This window comes from Rhodococcus sp. 05-2255-1e (assembly GCF_002259025.1).
GTDB lineage: Bacteria > Actinomycetota > Actinomycetes > Mycobacteriales > Mycobacteriaceae > Rhodococcoides > Rhodococcoides fascians.
On sequence record NZ_NOZE01000023.1, the window covers coordinates 258,581 to 278,911 of the forward strand.

18 protein-coding genes and 2 tRNA genes are annotated in these 20,331 nt (G+C 63.9%); 11 read left to right on the forward strand and 9 right to left on the reverse strand.

Annotation, left to right across the window (positions count from 1 at the left end):
* The first annotated feature begins 3 nt into the window (after positions 1 to 3).
* Both CH262_RS15870 and CH262_RS15875 read left to right on the forward strand, forming a co-directional pair.
* The gene (locus CH262_RS15870; protein WP_094717933.1) at positions 4 to 750 is read left to right on the forward strand and encodes a FadR/GntR family transcriptional regulator; all 747 of its coding nucleotides are present in this window, start codon (positions 4 to 6) and stop codon (positions 748 to 750) included.
* 135 nt (positions 751 to 885) lie between these two features.
* The gene (locus tag CH262_RS15875; RefSeq protein ID WP_230590995.1) at positions 886 to 2,202 is read left to right on the forward strand and encodes an MFS transporter; all 1,317 of its coding nucleotides are present in this window, start codon (positions 886 to 888) and stop codon (positions 2,200 to 2,202) included.
* A 67-nt stretch (positions 2,203 to 2,269) separates the two neighbouring features.
* Here the strand turns inward: CH262_RS15875 and CH262_RS15880 are convergent.
* The 3 genes from CH262_RS15880 to CH262_RS15890 all read right to left on the reverse strand — a co-directional run bounded on the left by CH262_RS15880 (position 2,270) and on the right by CH262_RS15890 (position 3,344).
* Positions 2,270 to 2,341: transfer RNA gene (locus CH262_RS15880), tRNA-Val, on the reverse strand.
* Positions 2,342 to 2,428: 87 nt separating this feature from the next.
* Positions 2,429 to 2,890, reverse strand: coding sequence for a peroxiredoxin (locus tag CH262_RS15885; protein WP_027497443.1), 462 nt, complete (start codon positions 2,888 to 2,890; stop codon positions 2,429 to 2,431).
* A 31-nt stretch (positions 2,891 to 2,921) separates the two neighbouring features.
* Positions 2,922 to 3,344, reverse strand: a complete 423-nt coding sequence (locus tag CH262_RS15890; RefSeq protein ID WP_027497444.1) for a DUF3052 domain-containing protein — start codon at positions 3,342 to 3,344, stop codon at positions 2,922 to 2,924.
* Positions 3,345 to 3,600: 256 nt separating this feature from the next.
* On the opposite strand from CH262_RS15890, the gene aceE reads away from it, so the two are divergent.
* The 6 genes from aceE to CH262_RS15920 all read left to right on the forward strand — a co-directional run bounded on the left by aceE (position 3,601) and on the right by CH262_RS15920 (position 12,227).
* Positions 3,601 to 6,420, forward strand: a complete 2,820-nt coding sequence (aceE, locus tag CH262_RS15895) for a pyruvate dehydrogenase (acetyl-transferring), homodimeric type (protein ID WP_027497445.1) — start codon at positions 3,601 to 3,603, stop codon at positions 6,418 to 6,420.
* 87 nt (positions 6,421 to 6,507) lie between these two features.
* On the forward strand, positions 6,508 to 7,932 hold the full coding sequence (locus CH262_RS15900) for a PucR family transcriptional regulator (RefSeq protein ID WP_256988820.1): 1,425 nt from the start codon (positions 6,508 to 6,510) through the stop codon (positions 7,930 to 7,932).
* A gap of 128 nt (positions 7,933 to 8,060) precedes the next feature.
* Positions 8,061 to 8,969, forward strand: coding sequence for an ACP S-malonyltransferase (locus CH262_RS15905; RefSeq protein WP_032370259.1), 909 nt, complete (start codon positions 8,061 to 8,063; stop codon positions 8,967 to 8,969).
* Positions 8,970 to 9,057: 88 nt separating this feature from the next.
* Positions 9,058 to 9,402 (forward strand): meromycolate extension acyl carrier protein AcpM, encoded by a 345-nt coding sequence (gene acpM / locus CH262_RS15910; RefSeq protein WP_045841363.1) that lies wholly within the window; start codon positions 9,058 to 9,060, stop codon positions 9,400 to 9,402.
* Between the two features lie 8 nt (positions 9,403 to 9,410).
* Positions 9,411 to 10,661 (forward strand): KasA/KasB family beta-ketoacyl-ACP synthase, encoded by a 1,251-nt coding sequence (locus CH262_RS15915; RefSeq protein ID WP_027497449.1) that lies wholly within the window; start codon positions 9,411 to 9,413, stop codon positions 10,659 to 10,661.
* A gap of 132 nt (positions 10,662 to 10,793) precedes the next feature.
* Complete coding sequence (locus tag CH262_RS15920) at positions 10,794 to 12,227, forward strand: acyl-CoA carboxylase subunit beta (protein ID WP_032368156.1); 1,434 nt, start codon at positions 10,794 to 10,796, stop codon at positions 12,225 to 12,227.
* A 187-nt stretch (positions 12,228 to 12,414) separates the two neighbouring features.
* Here CH262_RS15920 and CH262_RS15925 read toward each other — a convergent pair whose 3' ends face one another.
* The 3 genes from CH262_RS15925 to CH262_RS15935 form a co-directional block, all read right to left on the reverse strand.
* Positions 12,415 to 12,861: a cold-shock protein gene (locus CH262_RS15925; RefSeq protein WP_094717934.1), complete on the reverse strand. Its 447-nt coding sequence runs from the start codon at positions 12,859 to 12,861 to the stop codon at positions 12,415 to 12,417.
* 88 nt (positions 12,862 to 12,949) lie between these two features.
* A complete protein-coding gene (locus CH262_RS15930; protein WP_032368158.1) occupies positions 12,950 to 13,462 on the reverse strand; it encodes a DUF3145 domain-containing protein in 513 nt (170 codons plus the stop codon).
* Between the two features lie 144 nt (positions 13,463 to 13,606).
* Positions 13,607 to 14,410: a serine hydrolase domain-containing protein gene (locus CH262_RS15935; RefSeq protein WP_027497453.1), complete on the reverse strand. Its 804-nt coding sequence runs from the start codon at positions 14,408 to 14,410 to the stop codon at positions 13,607 to 13,609.
* A gap of 85 nt (positions 14,411 to 14,495) precedes the next feature.
* Between CH262_RS15935 and CH262_RS15940 the strand changes: the two genes are divergently transcribed.
* The 3 genes from CH262_RS15940 (at position 14,496) to CH262_RS15950 (ending at position 17,518) form a co-directional block, all read left to right on the forward strand.
* A complete protein-coding gene (locus CH262_RS15940) occupies positions 14,496 to 16,631 on the forward strand; it encodes a molybdopterin-dependent oxidoreductase (protein WP_094717935.1) in 2,136 nt (711 codons plus the stop codon).
* Between the two features lie 69 nt (positions 16,632 to 16,700).
* A tRNA-Ile gene (locus tag CH262_RS15945) sits at positions 16,701 to 16,777 on the forward strand.
* A gap of 120 nt (positions 16,778 to 16,897) precedes the next feature.
* Complete coding sequence (locus CH262_RS15950) at positions 16,898 to 17,518, forward strand: YdeI/OmpD-associated family protein (RefSeq protein ID WP_027497470.1); 621 nt, start codon at positions 16,898 to 16,900, stop codon at positions 17,516 to 17,518.
* Positions 17,519 to 17,542: 24 nt separating this feature from the next.
* Here CH262_RS15950 and CH262_RS15955 read toward each other — a convergent pair whose 3' ends face one another.
* The 3 genes from CH262_RS15955 to CH262_RS15965 are packed head-to-tail and all read right to left on the reverse strand — an operon-like array spanning position 17,543 to position 20,267.
* Complete coding sequence (locus CH262_RS15955; protein ID WP_032384561.1) at positions 17,543 to 18,127, reverse strand: EI24 domain-containing protein; 585 nt, start codon at positions 18,125 to 18,127, stop codon at positions 17,543 to 17,545.
* Positions 18,124 to 18,474 (reverse strand): hypothetical protein, encoded by a 351-nt coding sequence (locus CH262_RS15960; RefSeq protein WP_032384560.1) that lies wholly within the window; start codon positions 18,472 to 18,474, stop codon positions 18,124 to 18,126. Before CH262_RS15960 ends, CH262_RS15955 begins: the two co-directional genes overlap by 4 nt.
* A complete protein-coding gene (locus CH262_RS15965) occupies positions 18,471 to 20,267 on the reverse strand; it encodes a TIGR03767 family metallophosphoesterase (RefSeq protein WP_032384598.1) in 1,797 nt (598 codons plus the stop codon). The genes CH262_RS15960 and CH262_RS15965 overlap by 4 nt, the downstream gene beginning before the upstream one ends.
* Between the last annotated feature and the right edge of the window lie 64 nt (positions 20,268 to 20,331).

Sequence of the window (20,331 nt, forward strand, 5' to 3'; positions counted from 1 at the left end):
CCCATGAGCGAAGAACAGCACAGACCCCGACTCGGCCGCCCCCAGAAGATGTCCGAAAAGGTCGCGAACGTGATCGCGGACGACATTCTCGGCGGTGGCATCGTCGCCGGCCAAAGGCTGCCCACCGAAAAGGAGATGGTCGCGGAATACGGAGTAGCTCGAACTACCGTCCGCGAGGCACTCCGCCTATTGGAGAGCCGAGGACTGGTGACCATCAAAGCCGGCATCGGCGGCGGTCCAGTGGCGTGCCGCCCGCAGTACGCATCCCTCGGCAACACGATGAAACTGTTTCTTCAGCTCGAAGGCGCAAATATCAGCGATGTCATCGACGTTCGCCTGACTTTGGAACCCATCGTGGCAGCACAGGCCGCAGCCAGCGTCACCGACGATCAACTGGACACGATGCAGTCAGCGCTCGACAGCATGCGCGCCGATCCAAGCGACTACGCGAACTTCCAGAGCAACAATGCGACGTTTCAGACCACGATCTACAGGGCGGCGGGGAACCCCGCATTTCGGATCGTCATGGAAGCTCTGTGGCTGCTCGTGCGCGACGCCGAACCGTCCGAACATCCGATGGCAACCAGGAAGGCTGCCATCGCGGCGCAGCAGAAGATTCTGGACGCCCTTCGGCTTCACGATGCCGACGGCGCATCTGCGGCCATGAGCGTCTTCGTCCATGACACTGCGCTCTACTACCGAAAGCGGTTGGCCTCAATTATTTCTCGTCCGGTTCATTGGCAGCTTTGAAATCCACGGCCCGTCAAAACCTGTTCACATTTGACATGTTTGGAGTTAGGGTGTGATCGCGCACACTCCAAGGGCCGCAATATCCACGGCGACGACGGTGCGCTCTACGCCACTCACACAGAACCGGAGCCGATCGTGGCCACATCTCGCACACTCGAGCAGACCCGACGCCGCGGCGTAATCGCTGCAGCCGTCGGCACCATAGTCGAGTATTACGACCTGACCGTGTACGCCTATCTCGCCGTCGTGGTCAGCCCGCTATTCTTCCCCGGGGACGATCCCACGGCGTCGCTGCTCAAAAGCTTGGCCGTATTCGCTTCGGCCTACCTCATGCGCCCGATCGGCGGAATCTTCTTCGGACGTCTCGGAGATCGGCACGGACGCAAGCGCGCCCTGTTGATTTCGGTTCTTCTGATGGGTGTCGGCAGCGCGTTGATGGCGTTTCTCCCAACCTACGAGAGCGCAGGAGTCCTTGCGCCCATTCTGTTGGTGATTGCGCGTCTGGTGCAGGGCTTTTCGGCCGGCGGAGAGCTGGGCGGCGCACTGACCTACGTCTACGAGACCGTTGGGGAGAAACGAAAAGGCCTGGGTGCCTCGTTCGTTGCGCTAGGCAGCAACAGCGGCTTCGCTCTGGCGGCTATCGCCGTGGCAACAACGTCTGCGTTCACTTCCGATGCTCAGATGACGAACTGGGGGTGGAGGATTCCGTTCCTACTCGGAGTTCCCCTCGTCCTGTTCTGCTTGTGGACGCGTAGTCGTATCGAGGACACTCCCGAGTTCGAGAGGGCAGCGAACGACAACAAGCTCGCCAAAGCGCCGCTGGGAGATCTGCTGCGTACGCACCCCAAGCAGGTGCTTCAGGTCTTTGGCCTCGGAGTCGCGCAGAACGCAACCGGGTACATGGTGCTCACCTACATAGGAATTCATCTCGTCCGCGAGGGCGGCTACAGTCAGACAGCGGTCACGTGGACAGCTGCACTCGTCATCGTTCTCGTGGCACTGTCGATGCCGATCGCGGGATTGTTCGTCGACAAGTTCGGCAGCATCCGCGTACTGATCACCGGGCTACTCGCATCCGCAATTCTCGCCTACCCCGCGATGGTGATGATGGGGGATCACGGACTGTTCGTCGCAGCAATAGCTTTCGCGTTCTTCGCGTTCGGCACCCCGCTGATCCAGACCGCTACCGCTCCCCTGTTTCCGTCGCTGTTTGACGCCCGGGTACGGCTGACGGGTGTCGCTCTCGGCTTCAACGTCGCAACCATCGCTACCGGCGGTACAGCTGCTTACATCGCGACGTGGCTCATCGATCGCACCGGCAACTCGGTGTCTCCGGCGTATTTCGTCGTCGGCTCTTGCATCGTTGGATTGGTCACCGTGGCCACCATCCGCACCAAGACATACTCAGGTTCGAGAGCCGAGAGGCGGGAAGCCGCCTCCGTCGGCAACTGAAAATCAAGAGACTCAAAAATGACAGATGGCCTCACTCGCTTCTACGAGTGAGGCCATCTGTTTTCCGTGGGCGCAGAGGGGTTCGAACCCCCGACCGCTGGTGTGTAAAACCAGAGCTCTACCGCTGAGCTATACGCCCGAGTACCGGCGGCCTGGGTACAACCCCGGGCCACCGGAACGCTTGGAGAAATTTATCGTGTCTGCTGTCTAACTACAATTCCGCAGGTCAGCTCACCTGTGCGAGTGCCTCGGCCCACGATGAACTGTCTCGGGCTTCCCCGGGGCCGTTCATTTCGGCGAATCTGATGATTCCGGACTTGTCGACCACGAACGTTCCACGATTGGCGAATCCTGCGCTGTCGTTGAACACGCCGTACGCCTGAGCCACTTCACCGTGTGGCCAGAAGTCGGACAGCAGCGGAAAGGTGTAACCCTGCTCTGCTGCCCAGATCTTGTGGGTCGGAGGCGGACCCACCGAGATCGCCAGGATCGCGGTGTCGTCGTTTTCGAATGTCGGTAGCTCGTCGCGCACTCGGCACAGCTCGCCCTGACACGTGCCGGTGAAGGCCAGTGGATAGAACACGAGCAGAACGTTCTTCACGTCCCGGTACGACGACAAGGTGACCAATTGGTTGTTCTGGTCTTTGAGGGTGAAGTCGGGCGCAACAGCGCCAACCTCGATCGGCATCTAGAACCGTCTTCCTGTGTCGAGCATGGGCCTACCGCTTGCTGGCAGGGGTCTTGGGCTGAACCAATCGACTTCCGATCCAGTCACCGAGATTGGCCGCAGAGGTCTGCGTCAATCCGGCTGTCGGAGCGGACTCGGCAATCTCGCTGGGCTCCACATGACCGGACATGCCGGTCTTGGGGCTGAGGACCCACACGATTCCATCATCCGAGAGCGGACCGATGGCATCCATGAGTGCATCGACCAGGTCACCGTCTCCGTCGCGCCACCACAGCAGTACGACATCGATCACCTCGTCGGAATCCTCGTCGAGGGTCTCGCCACCGATCGCATCTTCTACGTCGGCGCGCAGATCATCGTCGGTGTCCTCGTCCCAGCCCAGCTCTTGAACGACCATGTCGCGAGTGATGCCAAGTTTCTGAGCGTAGTTCTGAGCGTCCGCCGCGGCGACCACGGTGGTGACCTCCTTGAATTGTGGGTGCAGTAGACAAAGCGAACAGGGTCGAAGCCGTTCGCGCAAGCTGACCGCGCCGAAATTGCGTACATAAATTTCTACTGGTGGGTATCGGACCTCTGTACTACCAGAACCGACGAGATGCGGCAGGATTGGGGAGGAATCACGAGAACGAGGAATGTAGATCGCCGTCACAGGGGCGAGCTACCGGACCGGGCGCCACACCGAGCGTCCGCCACATTGAGGAGTGCACACGTTGTCCGAAGTGAACAGCGGCGAACGGCAGAACACATCGTCTGCAGGCAAGAAGGGCTCGGACGGCCGGGTCCGCGTCATCCGTGAGGGTGTCGCGTCGTACCTGCCCGATATCGACAACGACGAGACCAACGAATGGATCGAGTCGTTCGACGGCTTGTTGGAGAGGTCCGGACCCAACCGCGCTCGCTACCTGATGCTCAGGTTGCTCGAGCGCGCCGGTGAGCGCCGCGTCGCGCTCCCGTCGCTGACATCGACGGACTACGTCAACACGATTCCCACCGAGAACGAGCCGTGGTTCCCCGGCGACGAGTCGATGGAACGCCGCTACCGCGCCTGGATCCGCTGGAACGCCGCGATCATGGTGCACCGCGCACAGCGTCCGGGCGTCGGCGTCGGTGGCCACATCTCGACCTACGCGTCGTCGGCTGCGCTGTACGAGGTCGGCTTCAACCACTTCTTCCGCGGCAAGGATCACCCGGGCGGCGGCGACCACATCTTCATTCAGGGCCACGCCTCCCCCGGCATCTACGCCCGCGCGTTCCTCGAAGGCCGCATCCCGGCCGAGCGCATGGACGGCTTCCGCCAGGAAGCGAGCCACGTGAACGAGGGCGGCGGACTGCCGTCGTACCCGCACCCACGGCTGATGCAGGACTTTTGGGAGTTCCCGACGGTGTCGATGGGCCTCGGTCCGATGAACGCCATCTACCAGGCGCGCTTCAACCACTACTTGAACGACCGCGGCATCAAGGACACCTCCGATCAGCACGTCTGGGCGTACCTCGGCGACGGCGAGATGGACGAGCCGGAATCGCGTGGACTCGCACACGTGGCTGCGACCGAAGGCCTCGACAACCTCACGTTCGTCGTCAACTGCAACCTGCAGCGTCTCGACGGCCCGGTGCGCGGTAACGGCAAGATCATCCAGGAACTGGAGTCGTTCTTCCGCGGTGCCGGCTGGAACGTCATCAAGGTCGTGTGGGGCCGCGAGTGGGACTCGCTGCTGCACAAGGACCGCGACGGCGCACTGGTGAACCTCATGAACACCACGCCCGACGGCGACTTCCAGACCTACAAGGCCAACGACGGCAGCTACGTCCGCGATCACTTCTTCGGCCGCGACCCGCGAACGAAGGAGCTCGTCAAGGATCTCTCGGACGACGAGATCTGGAACCTCAAGCGCGGCGGCCACGACTACCGCAAGGTGCACGCTGCCTACGCGGCTGCGATGTCGCACAAGGGCCAGCCGACGGTCATCCTGGCGCACACCATCAAGGGCTACACCCTGGGCAAGCACTTCGAGGGCCGTAATGCCACGCACCAGATGAAGAAGCTGACGCTCGACGATCTCAAGACGTTCCGCGATCTCCAGCACATCCCGATCTCCGACGAGGAGCTCGAGAAGGATCCGTACATGCCGCCGTACTACCACCCCGGTGCGGACGCTCCCGAGATCCAGTACATGCTCGATCGTCGTAGCAAGCTCGGCGGATTCGTCCCCGAGCGCCGCGTCGACGTCAAGCCACTGCCGCAGCCCGGCGACGACACCTACAAGACGCTTCGCAAGGGCTCGGGCAAGCAGGAAGTCGCCACCACCATGGCGCTCGTGCGCGTCATGAAGGAGCTGTTGCGAGACAAGGAGATCGGCCACCGAATCGTGCCGATCATTCCCGACGAGGCCCGCACGTTCGGTATGGACTCGTGGTTCCCGTCGCTGAAGATCTACAACCGCAACGGCCAGCTGTACACCTCGGTCGACTCGGAACTGATGCTCGCCTACAAGGAGAGCTCGGTCGGTCAGATCCTGCACGAGGGCATCAACGAGGCAGGCTCCACGTCGTCGTTCACCGCGGTGGGTACCTCGTACGCGACGCACGGCGAGGTCATGATCCCGCTGTACATCTTCTACTCGATGTTCGGCTTCCAGCGCACCGGCGACGGTCTCTGGGCTGCCGCGGATCAGATGGCCCGCGGGTTCGTGCTCGGTGCCACGGCAGGTCGCACCACCCTGACCGGTGAGGGTCTCCAGCACGCCGACGGTCACTCGCTGCTGCTGGCGTCGACCAACCCCGCGGCGGTGGCCTACGACCCGGCGTTCTCCTACGAGATCGCGCACATCGTCAAGGACGGTCTGCGTCGCATGTACGGCGGAACCGAAGGTGTCGAGGGCTTCGGCGGCGAGAACATCTTCTACTACATCACCCTGTACAACGAGCCGTACGTACAGCCGGCCGAGCCCGAGAACCTCGACGTCGAGGGACTGCTCAAGGGCATCTACCGGTTCGCAGAACCGCAGGAGGGCGACGGACCCGAGGCACAGCTGCTCGCGTCCGGCGTCGGCATTGTCTCGGCCCGCAAGGCACGTGAATTGCTGTTCGAGGAGTGGGGCGTTCGTTCGGCCGTGTGGTCGGTCACCTCGTGGGGCGAACTGCGCCGCGACGGCGTCGAAGCCGAGAAGGAGTCGCTGCGCAACCCGGGTGCCGACAAGCGCGTTCCGTTCGTCACCTCGGCCCTGGCCGATGCCAACGGCCCGGTCATCGCGTCCTCCGACTGGATGCGCGCCGTGCCGGATCAGATCCGCCAGTGGGTTCCGGGCGATTACGTCACCCTCGGAACCGACGGCTTCGGCTTCTCCGACACCCGCCCGGCTGCACGACGGGTGTTCAACGTCGATGCCGAGTCCATCGTCGTCGCCACACTGTCCGCTCTCGCGGCATCGGGCGAGATCGACAAGTCCAAGGCCGTCGAGGCTGCCGAGAAGTACAAGATCGACGACGTCACCGCAGCTCCGACGTCGTACGCCGATACCGGCTCGGCGTAGGTCTTTGCCGTGATCGGCCGACCCCCGTTCCACCTCGCGACGAGAGTCCAGCGCGAGGTGGGCGGGGGTCGGGCGTAGGTTCTCCTTATGTCCGATGCGAAACCCGATTCACCGGACAGTTCGTCCGCGCGTGATGTCTCCCGGCGCGACGCTTACCGTGAGGCGTTGCGTGAGTCGTTGGCTCGTGACTCCCCGGCCCGTGACTCCCCCACCCGTGATTCGCTCACGACCGACAACGAGGTCCACCTTCCGGTCAACTCGTTGGCCCCTTCGCGCCAGAAGCGCGACCCTTTGCCCGACGCCCTGTTGCGACGCGTCAAACAGTTCTCCGGCCGCCTCTCGACCGAGGCAGTGACCACGATGCAGGGCCAGTTGCCGTTCTTCGGCGACCTCGACGCCGCCCAGCGGGCCAGCGTTCAGCTGCTGATCCAGACGGCCGTCGACAACTTTCTCGAATGGCTCAAGAATCCGAACAGCGACATTCGATTCAGCCTCGACGCCTTCCAGGTGATCCCACAAGACCTTGCCCGACGCCTCACGCTGCGTCAGACCGTCGACATGGTTCGGGTGGCGATGGAGTTCTTCGAGCAGTGGCTCCCTGCGCTCGCCCGCAACGACCAGCAGTTGGTCGCGCTGACCGAGGCCGTGCTGCGGTACGGCCGCGAGCTGGGGTTCGCAGCGGCGTCCGTGTACGCCAGTGCAGCCGAGTCACGAGGGGCGTGGGACACCCGCCTCGAAGCCCTCGTCGTCGACGCCGTCGTCCGGGGCGATACCGGATCGGACATGCTCTCCCGTGCTGCCACGTTGAACTGGGACGCCACTGCACCCGCGACGGTATTGGTGGGCACTCCCCCGGACGATCGCGGCGTATCCGTCGTGGGCACCGTGCACTCCGTCGCTCAGAAGCACGGTCGAGCTGCGTTGGCGGTGGTTCAGGGGACCCGACTGGTGATGGTGGTCAGTGGCCAGCTCGACGACACCGCGGCGCATCACGCGTTCATCGACGACATGTTGCAGAACTTCTCCGACGGCCCTGTCGTCATCGGTCCCACCACCCGCACCTTGGGCGCAGCGCACTCGAGCGCGGTGGAGGCCTTTGCCGGCATGCAGGCCGTGGCGGGCTGGCGGGGCGCACCGCGGCCGGTTCACGCCGGCGAGTTGCTGCCCGAACGAGCGTTGCTGAACGACGGGGCAGCTATCTCGGCTCTCAACGATCACGTCGTCGTGCCGTTGGCCGCGGCAGGTTCGGGTTTGGCCGACACACTCGACGCGTACCTCGACTGCGGCGGTGCCGTGGAAACCTGCGCTCGGCAGCTGTTTGTTCATCCAAATACCGTCCGGTATCGGCTCAAGCGCATCGCCGAGGTGACCGGACGTGATCCCACTCACCCACGCGATGCGTACGTCCTTCGGGTCGCGGCAACGGTAGGTAGGTTGGCTCGAACGCATCACGAACCGACATATCCAGCCCCATATGTCACACAGGTCACATTTGGAGAAGTGGTTACGTAACGCCGAACCGCCTTCCGGCGATAGCGGGTCTCCACGAGGCAATTTGTAGGGTTCCCACAAATTGCTTGTCGAGAGTTCATCGAGCGCGACATCACTGATGAGGGGCCCGACAGTGTTCTCTTAACCCTGTGATTGCGTTGCTTGCGCCCGGTCAGGGCTCCCAGACTCCCGGCATGCTGCTGCCTTGGCTCGAAATCCCGGGCGCGGCCGATCGGTTGGCGCTGTGGTCCAAGGCCTCCGGCCTGGATCTCGTGCGACTCGGCACCACCGCCACCGCTGAAGAAATCACCGACACTGCGGTGACTCAGCCACTGGTCGTGGCGTCGGCCCTACTGGCCTTCGAGGAAATCGCCTCGCGTGGACTGTTCCCCGACGACGCCATCGTGGCCGGCCACTCGGTCGGCGAGCTGGCGGCTGCTGCCATTGCCGGCGTGATCTCCTCCGACGACGCGGTATCTCTGGCGGCGGTGCGCGGTGCTGCGATGGCCAAGGCCTGCGCCCTCGAACCGACCGGCATGTCCGCCGTGCTCGGCGGCGACGAAGCTGCAGTTCTGGCCCGGCTGGAAGAACTCGATCTCGCCCCGGCCAACGTCAACGCAGCCGGCCAGATCGTTGCTGCAGGTCTGCTGACCAAGTTGGCGGAACTGGCCGAGAGCGCACCCGAGAAGGCGCGGGTCCGAGCACTTCCGGTCGCAGGTGCCTTCCACACCAAGTACATGGCATCGGCAGGCGACACCGTCGCCGCGGCCGCAGCCGCCATCACTCCGTCCGAGCCGACGCACACCTTGCTGTCCAACTCGGACGGTCAGCCGGTCGCATCGGGTGCCGATGCGCTCACCAAACTCGCTGCCCAGGTCACACGCCCCGTGCGGTGGGACCTGTGCAGCGCGTACCTGCGTACCGCGCAGGTCACCGGACTTGCGGAGCTGCCCCCGGCAGGCGCACTGGTCGGTATCGCCAAGCGTGAACTGCGCGGCGTGCCCAACCTCGGCCTGAAGACACCGGCGGACATCGCCGCATTGGCCGAGCTCGGATAGCTCGGTCACCTTCACACCGCAGTCTCGGTACTGCGGATCGACTTCCACTCCCCGAGTGGCAGAAATGCACAACCGCGTCTCGAAGCACATGACTTCGGCGTTCGACACAGAAGAGAAGGGAGCCACAACAGTGGCCAGCCAGGAAGACCTCATCGCCGGACTTGCAGAGATCATCGAGGAGGTCACGGGCATCGAACCGTCCGAGGTGACCATCGAGAAGTCCTTCGTGGACGACCTCGATATCGACTCGCTCTCCATGGTCGAGATCGCAGTGCAGACCGAGGACAAGTACGGCGTGAAGATCCCCGACGAAGACCTCGCAGGTCTGCGCACCGTCGGCGACGCCGTCAACTACATCCAGAAGCTCGAAGCGGAGAACCCCGAAGCCGCAGAAGCTATCAAGGCCAAGCTCGACGACTCCGCGAGCGAGTGACACGACCCATGACCAACCCATCCACCGCCAACGGACGCTTCCCCAGTGTCGTCGTCACCAGCCTTGCTGCGACCACGTCACTCGCGGGTGACGTCGATGCCACGTGGAAGGGTCTGCTGAACGGCGAAAGCGGAATCGGCACTCTGGAAGACGATTTCGTCACCGAGTACGACCTGCCCGTGCGGATCGGCGGACACCTCGCGGTGAACCCGCAGAGTCTGCTCTCGCGGGTCGAGATCCGTCGCCTGAGCTACGTGGAGCAGTTGTCCACGGTGCTCGGTCGTGAGGTCTGGAAGAACGCCGGCTCGCCCGACGTCGATCCCCTTCGCCTCGGCGTGTCGATCGGTACCGGACTCGGTGGCGGCGATTCTCTCATCGACGCCAACGACAAGATGAAGGCCGGCGGTTACCGCAAGGTGTCCCCGCTCGCCGTTCAGATGGTCATGCCGAACGGCCCAGCAGCGGTCGTCGGGCTCGAGCTCAAAGCACAAGCCGGCGTCATCACGCCCGTCTCCGCCTGCTCCTCGGGATCGGAAGCCATTGCGCATGCATGGCGGATGATCGTGATGGGCGACGCGGACATGGTCGTCACCGGCGGCGTCGAGGGATACATCGACGCGGTTCCGATCGCCAGCTTCTCCATGATGCGGGCGATGAGCACCAACAACGACAACCCGAAGGGTGCGTCACGTCCGTTCGACAAGGATCGTGACGGCTTCGTCTTCGGTGAAGCGGGTGCGCTCATGGTCATCGAGACCGAGGAGCACGCCAAAGCACGCGGCGCAACGATCCACGCCCGCCTGCTCGGTGCCGGAATCACCTCGGACGGGTTCCACCTCGTGGCCCCCGACCCCGAGGGCAAGGGTGCCGCGCGTGCGATGCAGCGCGCCATCGAGACCGCAGGCCTGCAGAAGTCCGACATCACCCACGTGAACGCACACGCAACGGCAACTCCCATCGGAGACACCGCCGAAGCGCTGGCGATCAACAAGGCAGTCGGAAATCACGCAGCGGTGTACGCACCGAAATCCGCTCTGGGCCACTCGATCGGTGCCGTCGGCGCCCTCGAGTCGGTACTGACGGTGCTGGCAGTGCGAGAGGGAATCATCCCTCCCACACTGAATTTGGAGAACCAGGATCCCGAAATCGATCTCGATGTCGTCAAGGGCGAGCCCCGCGTCGGACAGATCGACTACGCGATCAACAACTCGTTCGGATTCGGTGGGCACAACGTAGCGCTCGCCTTCGGTAAGGCGTGATCCACTGAGTCGACTTCTCGACTCAGCGAATCCCGCTCTCGCAGTGCATGATCCGAGCTGGGGCCGTTCTTTCGACGGACGGTCCCGGCTCGGGCCTCGCCCCCGCCAGGGGCCCTGAAGAAGGACAACGCGATGACCATTCTGGCCCCTGTCACACGATCCGGCACCTCTACCGATCCGCGCGACCCCCTGACCCGCCTCGAAAAGCTCTTCGACGCCGGAACCACTGTCCCCCTGCATGATCGGGACAAGTCGGGAATTCTGGCCGCATCGGGCGAAATCGACGGCGTCCACACCATCGCCTACTGCTCCGACGCCACCGTCATGGGCGGTGCCATGGGGGTGGACGGCTGCAAGCACATCGTTGCCGCGATCGACACCGCCATCGAACAGCGCGCCCCGATCGTCGGCGTCTGGCACTCGGGTGGTGCTCGCCTCGCCGAGGGCGTCGAGGCTCTCCATGCCGTCGGACTCGTCTTCGAGGCCATGGTGCGAGCGTCCGGCCTCGTCCCACAGATTTCCGTCGTCCTCGGTTTCGCAGCCGGTGGTGCAGCGTACGGTCCCGCCTTGACCGACGTCGTCATCATGGCTCCCGAGGGACGCGTATTCGTCACCGGACCCGACGTCGTTCGCAGCGTCACCGGCGAACAGGTCGATATGGAGTCGCTCGGGGGCCCCGACACGCACCACAAGAAGTCCGGGGTCTGCCACATCGTCGCCGACAGCGAGATGGACGCGTTCACCCGCGCCCGCCGTCTGGTGTCGATGTTCTGCGAGCAGGGCGTGTTCGACATCGCCGCCGCAGAACACGGCGACACCGATCTACGCGCACTGATGCCCGAATCCAACCGTCGTGCCTACGACGTGCACCCGATCATTCACGAACTGCTCGACAACGTCGAAGGCGAATCGACGTTCGAGGAGTTCCAGGGAGGCTGGGCTCGCAGCATCGTCATCGGTCTCGGCCGCATCAGTGGCCGCACCGTCGGCGTGATCGCCAACAACCCCATCCGACTCGGCGGCTGCCTGAACTCCGAAAGTGCCGAGAAGGCAGCGCGTTTCGTTCGTCTGTGCGATGCCTTCGGTATTCCGCTCATCGTGGTCGTCGACGTGCCGGGCTACCTGCCGGGCGTCAGCATGGAATGGGAAGGCGTCGTTCGCCGCGGAGCGAAGTTGCTGCACGCGTTCGCCGAGGCCACCGTTCCCCGCGTCACGCTGGTCACGCGCAAGATCTACGGCGGCGCGTACATCGCCATGAATGCCCGCGCACTCGGTGCCACCGCGGTCTACGCCTGGCCCGGCTCCGAGGTCGCCGTGATGGGCGCGAAGGCGGCCGTCGGCATCCTGCACAAGAAGGCGCTCGCCGCCGCACCGGAAGAAGAGCGTGAGGCACTGCACGACCGCCTCACCGTCGAGCACGAGAGCATCGCAGGCGGTGTCGATCGCGCAGTTGCCATCGGCGTCGTCGACGAGGTCATCGAGCCCAGCAAGACCCGAAGCACGGTTGCCAAAGCTCTCGCCGCGGCACCGGCGGCTCGCGGAAATCACAAGAACATCCCACTCTGATCGACGTCGACCGCTACCTACTGCGGTCCGTCAGCCCTGCCCCGAGAACCCACCCCGGTTGGGAACCCACCCCGGTTGGGATCAATGCGCCTTTCAGGCACTCCATGTGCAAGAAAGCCACATTGATTCACACCGGGGACGGGCGAACGAGGTCAAAGGACGGGCAAACGAGGGCAATCGAGGCCGGTCAGCCCTGGATCCATCGGTGATCGTGGGCCAGTCGAACGACGGCCGATCGCACGTCGAGTATCTGCGCAGCCGTCAGCGTGCCGTTCGACGTCAGTAGTTGCTCGGTCAGCTCGGTGGTGAAGTCCGCCTCGGACAGGACGTCCGCGCCTGCGTCGTGGCGCTGGTGACCACTGACGGGTGCGGTGTTGTGAAATGGGACGTCGGGTTTGTGCCGGGTAACCAGAGCGGTCGACGTCGGCCCGTCGATGATCTGGACCTCGGTGGCCTTCAGACCACGGTCACCGTCTACGGCAACGTATTCGACGCGTACTCCCGGTGCCAACAGTCGTTTGTCGAAGTCCAGATCGTTGACGTGGATGAACACGTCCTCGCCGCCCTCGTCCGGCGCTACGAATCCGTACCCCTTGAACTCGTCGAATCGAATGACTCTTCCGGTCGACAACATCGAACTCACCACTCCACGGTCGTTCCCACATGCCTACCCCAGGCACGAACGCGAAACTACCGCCGTGACGAATCCTCGGCAACCGCTGCTAACCGACGTTGCGGCTGAGCCAGGTCACTTCTGCTCCTGCGCCTCCGGTGCGGAACGGCTCGAGTGCGGCATCCCAATCCGAGCCGAGCGCGTGCTCCACGGCGGCGGCGAGGTTGCCTTGGTTGTTCTCCATCAGCGCGCGCAGTCGCATCTCGCCGAGCACCACGTCCCCGTTGGCACTCGTCGATCCGCGCCAGAGACCCAGGCCGGGTACGTGCGAGAACCGTTCGCCGTCGACACCTTCGCTGGCATCCTCGGTCACCTCGTAGCGCAGCATCTGCCAGGAGCGCAGGATGCCGGCGAGCTTCGCCCCGGTGCCCACGGGCCCGATCCAGTCCGTGGTGGCACGCAGCTGACCGTCGGAAGCCGGCTGCGCGGACCACTTCAAATTGGCACGGCAATCGAGGGCGTCGGACAACGCCCATTCGACATGCGGGCACAGCGCAGCGGGCGACGAGTGGATGTACACAACACCCGACGTCGCATCTGCGAATTGGTTCGATCCACGCATTCCACTACCTCCAGCTTCGACGAGGGACGTCTTCCCCAACGACCTCGACATGCTCGAACTGGTTGCAGCGATTCAACGCGTGTGTGTACTAGTGTGCCCCGAGTTGCCCCTGTTGCGCCAGTGCAATCTGTGAACGGTGGTGTTTCACCCGGCCAGGACGGCGTCGGAGAGCTCGGGCCAGAGCGGTTTGGCCCAATCTCCGAAGTTCCGATCGGTCAGCACCACACACGCGATCCTCACCGACGGGTCCACCCACAGGAACGTCCCGGCCTGTCCGAAGTGGCCGAACGTAGCCCTCGAGTTGTTACTCCCAGTCCAGTGCGGGGTCTTGTCATCGCGCAGCTCGAACCCCAGACCCCAATCGCAAGGCTTGTGCGATCCGTACCCGGGCACGATTCCGTTCAGGCCGGGAAACTGCACGTCGACGGCCGAAGACAGTGTCTGCGACGCGAGGAGAGTCGGTTCCAACAGCTCCGCGGCGAACTTGGTCAGGTCTGCAACGGACGAACGGGCACCGTGACCGGCCGACCCGGGCAGCGACGTGTCGACCATCCCGAGCGGACCGCAGACGGCCTCATCCAGGTAGTCGGGAAAGGTAATTCCCGACTCTGCTTCGATGAGCTCGGCCAAGACCTCGAATCCCGCGCTCGAGTAGATCCTCTTTGTGCCGGCAGGAGCCTGCACCTTCCGCTCGCCGAACGCCAGTCCCGAGGCATGCGCCAGCAGATGCCGCACAGTCGACCCCTCCGGCCCTGCGGGCTGATCGAGCTCGACGGCACCTTCCTCGACCGCAACGAGCACCGCGTAGGCGGCGAGCAATTTGGTGACCGACGCCAGCTCGAAGACGCGCGCGGTGTCCCCCACCTCCTCCCGCACTCCGGCGTCGGTGACGACGGCAGCACTGACATGGTCGACGGGCCACGAGGCAGTGAGATCGAGGGTAGTCACGACCCCAAAGCCTAATTGTCCGTCGATGCCGGTGGATCGGTCCCCCGCCGGGCTAGTCTCGGACGACAGGAATGGGAGAAATGCGATGTCGGTTGTGTATGGATCGTGCAATCTGTGCGAGGCGATCTGTGGTCTCGAATTCACGGTGGAGAACAACGCGGTGGTCTCGATCCGCGGCGACGAGAAGGACCCACTCTCCCGGGGCCACATCTGCCCGAAGGCTCTGTCGTTGATCGACCTTCATGCCGACACCGATCGGCTCACCACACCGGTCAAGCGGGTGGGTGAGAAGTGGGAGAAGATCGGCTGGGATGAGGCGTACGACCTCGTCGTCGACGGCCTCGTCTCGACGCGGAAGAAGTACGGATCCAACGCTGTCGGGCTCTATCAGGGCAATCCCAACGTGCACTCGATGGGTGCGATGACCCACGGCATTCCGTTCACGGCGCTGCTGCGCACCCGCAATCGGTACTCGGCGACGTCCTTGGATCAGTTGCCGCACCAGCTCGTCGACCATCTGCTCTACGGCCACCAGCTCCTGCTGCCCATCCCGGATATCGATCGAACCGATTTCTTCCTCGTCCTCGGCGGCAATCCGATGGCCTCCAACGGCAGCATGATGACGGTGCCCGACTTCGCCAAAAGAGCACGCGCACTCCGTAAGCGAGGTGGCCGACTGGTCGTGGTCGATCCACGTAAGACCGAAACGGCGGATATTGCCGACACCCACTTCTTCGTTCGTCCCGGCAGCGACGCGCTGCTGTTGCTGGCGATGATTCACACGATTGTCGCCGCCGGCTCCGTCCGTGTCGCCGACTACGTCGATGGTGCCGATCGACTTGCCGATCTCGTCGCCGAATTCACGCCGACGGCGGTGGCACCGATCGTCGGCATGTCGGCAGACGACATCTCCTCTCTCGCACGGGACTTCGCTGCGGCGGAGTCTGCAGTGGCGTACGGCAGGATGGGGGTGTCGACGCAGCAGTTCGGCACGGTGTGCCAGTGGGCGATCCAGGTACTCAACATCATCACGGGCAATCTCGACCGCCCGGGCGGTGCGATGGTGACCGATCCGGCGATCGATCTGATCTCGCAGGGCATCGTCGGCCGCGGACATTTCGACAAGTGGCGCAGCCGCGTTCGCGATCTCCCCGAGTTCGCCGGCGAGTATCCCTGTTCGACGCTCGTCGACGAAATCACCACCGAGGGCAAGGACCAGATTCGTGCCATGGCCGTCCTGTCCGGCAATCCGGTGCTGTCGATGCCCGGCGGCACTACCCTGAACGACGCGTTCGCGGGACTCGATTTCATGGTGTCGTTCGACTTCTACATCAACGAGACCTCGCGGCACGCACACGTAATTCTGCCGCCGACGATGTCCCTCGAACGCGATCACTACGATCTGATCTTCAGTTCTTTCGCGGTACACAACACTGCCAAGTACATGCCCGCAGTCCTACCCAAACAGGCTGACGCCAAGCATGATTGGGAGATCTTCCGAGACCTGTCACTGCGCTACAAGAACCGCATGGCAGGCTCCACCGTCGATCGCCTGAAGGCACGACTGACTCCGAAGAGCGTCATCGGCGAGGCCCGTCTGCGCCTGTCCCCTGCTCGCACGCTGGATATCCTGCTCCGTAGCCGACGAAAAGGGTTGTCGCTGAGGAAGCTTCGAGCCAACCCGCACGGCATCGATCTGGGACCGCTGCGTCCGGGCTTTCCCCAGAAGCTGAAGACCAAGGACAAGCGCGTTCAATTGATCCAGGACGTCGTGGTCGGTGAACTGCCTGCCCTGGTGGACCTGATGCACTCGAGCGCGGTTCCCAAGGACGACGAGCTCCTGCTGATCGGTCGACGACATCTACGTAGCAACAACTCGTGGATGCACAACACCGCTCGACTCACCAAAGGCAAAGCGCGACATCAGCTTCTGGCCCACCCGAACGATCTCTTCCAGCGCGGGATCGAGGACGGTTCGATGGTGTCGGTCACCTCCGCGGCCGGTACCGTCGACATCGAGGTTGCGGCGTCCGAAAAGATGATGCCCGGGGTGGTGAGCATGCCGCACGGATTCGGTCATCAGCGCCCCGGCGTGCAGCTCTCGGTCGCCACCACTGTCACCGGACCGAGCGTCAACGACATCACCGACCCCGCCCGAGTCGACGCGGTATCGGCGAACGCGATTCTCAACGGCGTTCCGGTGCAGGTGAAGGCCAAGTAGCGCCCCCGATGGAACCACGAGACGGCGTGATTCTGTACGATTCTGCTGGCTCGTACCTGGTACGGGATTGGGGCGGTAGCTCAGTCGGTTAGAGCCGTGGACTCATAATCCATTGGTCGCGGGTTCGAGCCCCGCCCGCCCCACCACGAGCCGGCCGTCGAAATGTGCGAGCCATCAAGGACAGCGGTTGTCCTCGATTGTGGGGACACTGAAGCGATGTGGAACCAGAGCGAGGCATTACCGGGTCGAGTCGATCGCGCGAGCGCATGACTGCGTCGGAATCGCCGTCGCCCGCGTCAGCCCATCCCCCGACGTGGAAGTTCGACTACCCGATCATCCATGCCGAAACGCGGGCGCAGTGGCGATCCTGGTTGTCGCACAATCACAGCTCGACCCGAGGCGTCTGGCTCTGTTCATGGCGGACCGGCACCGACCGACCCCGTTGCCCATATCCCGCGGCTGTCGAGGAAGCCATCTGTTTCGGTTGGATCGACTCCACCAGCAGCATTCTCGACGAGGCCCGCGGCCTGCAGCTGTTCACACCGCGCAGACCCAAGAGCCCCTGGACCAAACTCAACCGAGAACGCGCAGCCGATATGGAAGAACGCGGCCTCATGACCGACGCAGGTCGCCACGCCATTGCTGCCGCGCAGTCGAACGGGTGGTGGACAATCTCCGATCCGGTCGAGAACCTCGAAGAACCGCTCGAGTTGAAGACGGCACTCGACCGTGACCCAGACGCTCGTAACAACTGGGACGACTTCCCTCCCAGCGCCCGTAAACAGATGCTGTGGTGGATTGTCAGCGCCGTTCGAGACGACACTCGTGCAGGTCGAATAGATCAGATCGTGGCCGACGCCGCGATCGGTCGACGTGCCCGCGGCTGACTGGAGCCGTTTCGCGAGCGCCGATCAAGTCCCTACCACCTTGCGATACAAAGCCGACCAATACACCAGCAGTGCAGCAGCATTGGCCCCGAACCACAGCCACGTCAGGAATGCCGCCACCACGCCGGTGACGAAGAATCCCAGCACGAGTGCCACCACCCAGCCGAGTAGGTAGGCGAGGATCGTGGTGACCGCCGCGGCGGTACAGCGCCACGGGGATTGCTTCACGGTGTGTAGTGCAGCGCGCAGAGGGTTTCGGCGACCGTCCACTGCCGCTGGAAGTATCAGCAGCGCAATGACTATGACGACAGCCGGGAGCAGGGGGAAGAGAATTGCGAGCGCAACGGCCGCCCCGGTCAGCACCACGCACCACGCCAGTACCCGCGGTCGTCGCCACGTCCGGCTCAGTGCACCCGACGCGTTGCCGTCCACCACATCGAGTGCCGTCGAGGCGGTGAACCACAGCGCACACACCACCGTTGCGGCGGAAACGACGACCAGCGCAGCGAATCCGAGGGACGACGTCGGAGCCGGATCCCCCACCACGGTCAGCGCCTGAATCAGAGCCGAGACGATCGCCACCGATGCGAGCAGCAGCACCCCTTTCACGGCGCACCGACCGTCGAATTGCGGTCGAGTACGTCCTGCACCGAACCCGAGTAGAGAACGGTTGCGCCGACCTTCACTTCGACGGTACTGGCATCGTCGGACGTGGCCGTACCGGTGATCGCCTCGTTACCGGTTGTCGTCCCGGCACATTCGATGTCCGCCCCGGTGCCCGAGCACACGGGCGCAACCAGGATCTCGATTCCTTGCTCGAACAGAACGTCGTTCACCGCGTAGCGGAGATTCCCGAGTTCGGCTCCCCCGACCGGGGCGAGCGCAGCGGTCTGCGAGCACCCCGCGCAGGCCAGCACCATCACCACCGTGAAGAGCTGCCTACGAACACCGTTCATCGCCCCTGCCTCGTCTCGTACGCAATCAGTCTGGCGTGCTGGTCGAGGTGTTGCTGTTCCAGAGCAGCGTCGGTGATGGTGCTCAGGTCGAACGGGGCGGGCAGGAGGAGTTCGGTGTTGCGGTCGAGGCGCGAACCCCGTCGCATCAGCGGATTCTCGGCCCAGTCGTTCGCAGCCAGCTCACGACTACGCGAGGCGAGGTCCAGGTAGCTGCCGCTGTTCCCGGGCGTGATCGGCGACGCGTGATCGAGCACCGTGGTGAACAGCGACAATGTCTCGTCTCTGTTGTCGACGATCTCCACCACCTGCTGTTGCTGCGGAAAGTCGATGCACGACGCGGTGGTGATCTCCCAGAACCCTCGTCCATCTCGCGAATGCGCCACGATTTGATTCTGGTGGGTGTGTCCGTTGAGCCAACCGATCACCACTGGATATTTCAGAAGCAGGTCGATGAATTCGTCTGCGCCGTACAGCTTCACCGACTGTCCCGGCCGCTGTGCACGGTTCTCCAGGGTCAGGCTGTTGTGGTGGGTGTAGATCAGGACGAGCTTGCGCTCGGCCTGCGCCTTCTCCAATTGCTGAGTGAGCCAATCGAACTGCTCCTCGGGCACCGCCCCGTCGGGGCCGGCGACGGCGTTGCAGGTGTCGAGTCCGAACGTGCGAACGTTGGGAGTCGGGTCCGCCGCCCACCAGGTTTCACCCGAGTCGAGGTTGTGCTGGGTGAAACCGTGCCCGATCGGCCCTGGGGTGGGAGTCGTCTCGAAGTGCTCCTGCATGAACTCACGCTGCTCGAAGAGGTACCGAGCCGGATCTGCCGACACTGCTCGAAACCCGGGCCGGGCACCGGATCCGACCCCGAGCGCATCGACCATCCTCTGCAGCGGACTACCTGTCGATGCGTACCCGGCCAATGCCGAGGTGGCCGTCGCTTCGAGTGTGTACGCCTTGCGTCCGCCGACCGCGAGGGCATGCAGCTGAGAGGAGAGATCGAACGTGCCGAGCAACAACGTGTCGTGATTGCCGTAGACGGAATACCACGGGACGGGTAGCCCCACCGATTCGACGGTCCCCGACATCGCCTGCGTCAACAGATCGGGAAGCGTCGGAAATCCGTAGTCCCCGAACGACCCTCCCGACGGATCGCCCGGCCGATACGCCCACTGCGCCTCGGGCCACGCTTGCACGCCCTCGAAGACGTCGGATGCGCCACTCGTAGGCCGGACCGCGACGCCGTCGAGAACGTCTATGTACCAACGAAGTTCGAGATGAGAATGCATGTCGGCGCTGTCACCGGTGACAACCGCGGCCCCCATGGGAGCGCCGGTGACCGAACTGATTCGTGCATCCGCAAATGCCTTCACCATCGCTGCCGTGACGTGCACGGTCAGCGGGTCCTGCGGGTGGAAGGCCGAGCCCCACGCCGCATGGTCGGAGACGATCATGGGCTCGATCCGACCGGGCGATTGCGCATCGATGACATGCATGTCCGACAGGTGCCCCAGGTAGAGCAACGACCGCCTGGCCTGCACCCGAGACGCGCTGGGTGCCCGCCCGAGGATGTCGAGGCGAGGGACGTAGGGCTCACCCGGCCCCGCAGCAAGCACCCGGTACCGACCGGGGCCGGTCGACGATCTCAGGATGGTCTGCGCCAGCGTTCCGCCGACATCTGCCTCTCCTGAAGCCGGCTGCGCCCGAGCGACAAGGGCGTGGCCCAGAACCTGCGGTGCGATTCCCCATGCCGCGGCGAGGGTGCCCACCCGAGTGACGAATTGACGACGCGACAGACCAGCCATGGAACTCCCCGAATCCGAGAACCGCACCACATGCGCCTCGCATCCGACGAGGTGACTGCCTATT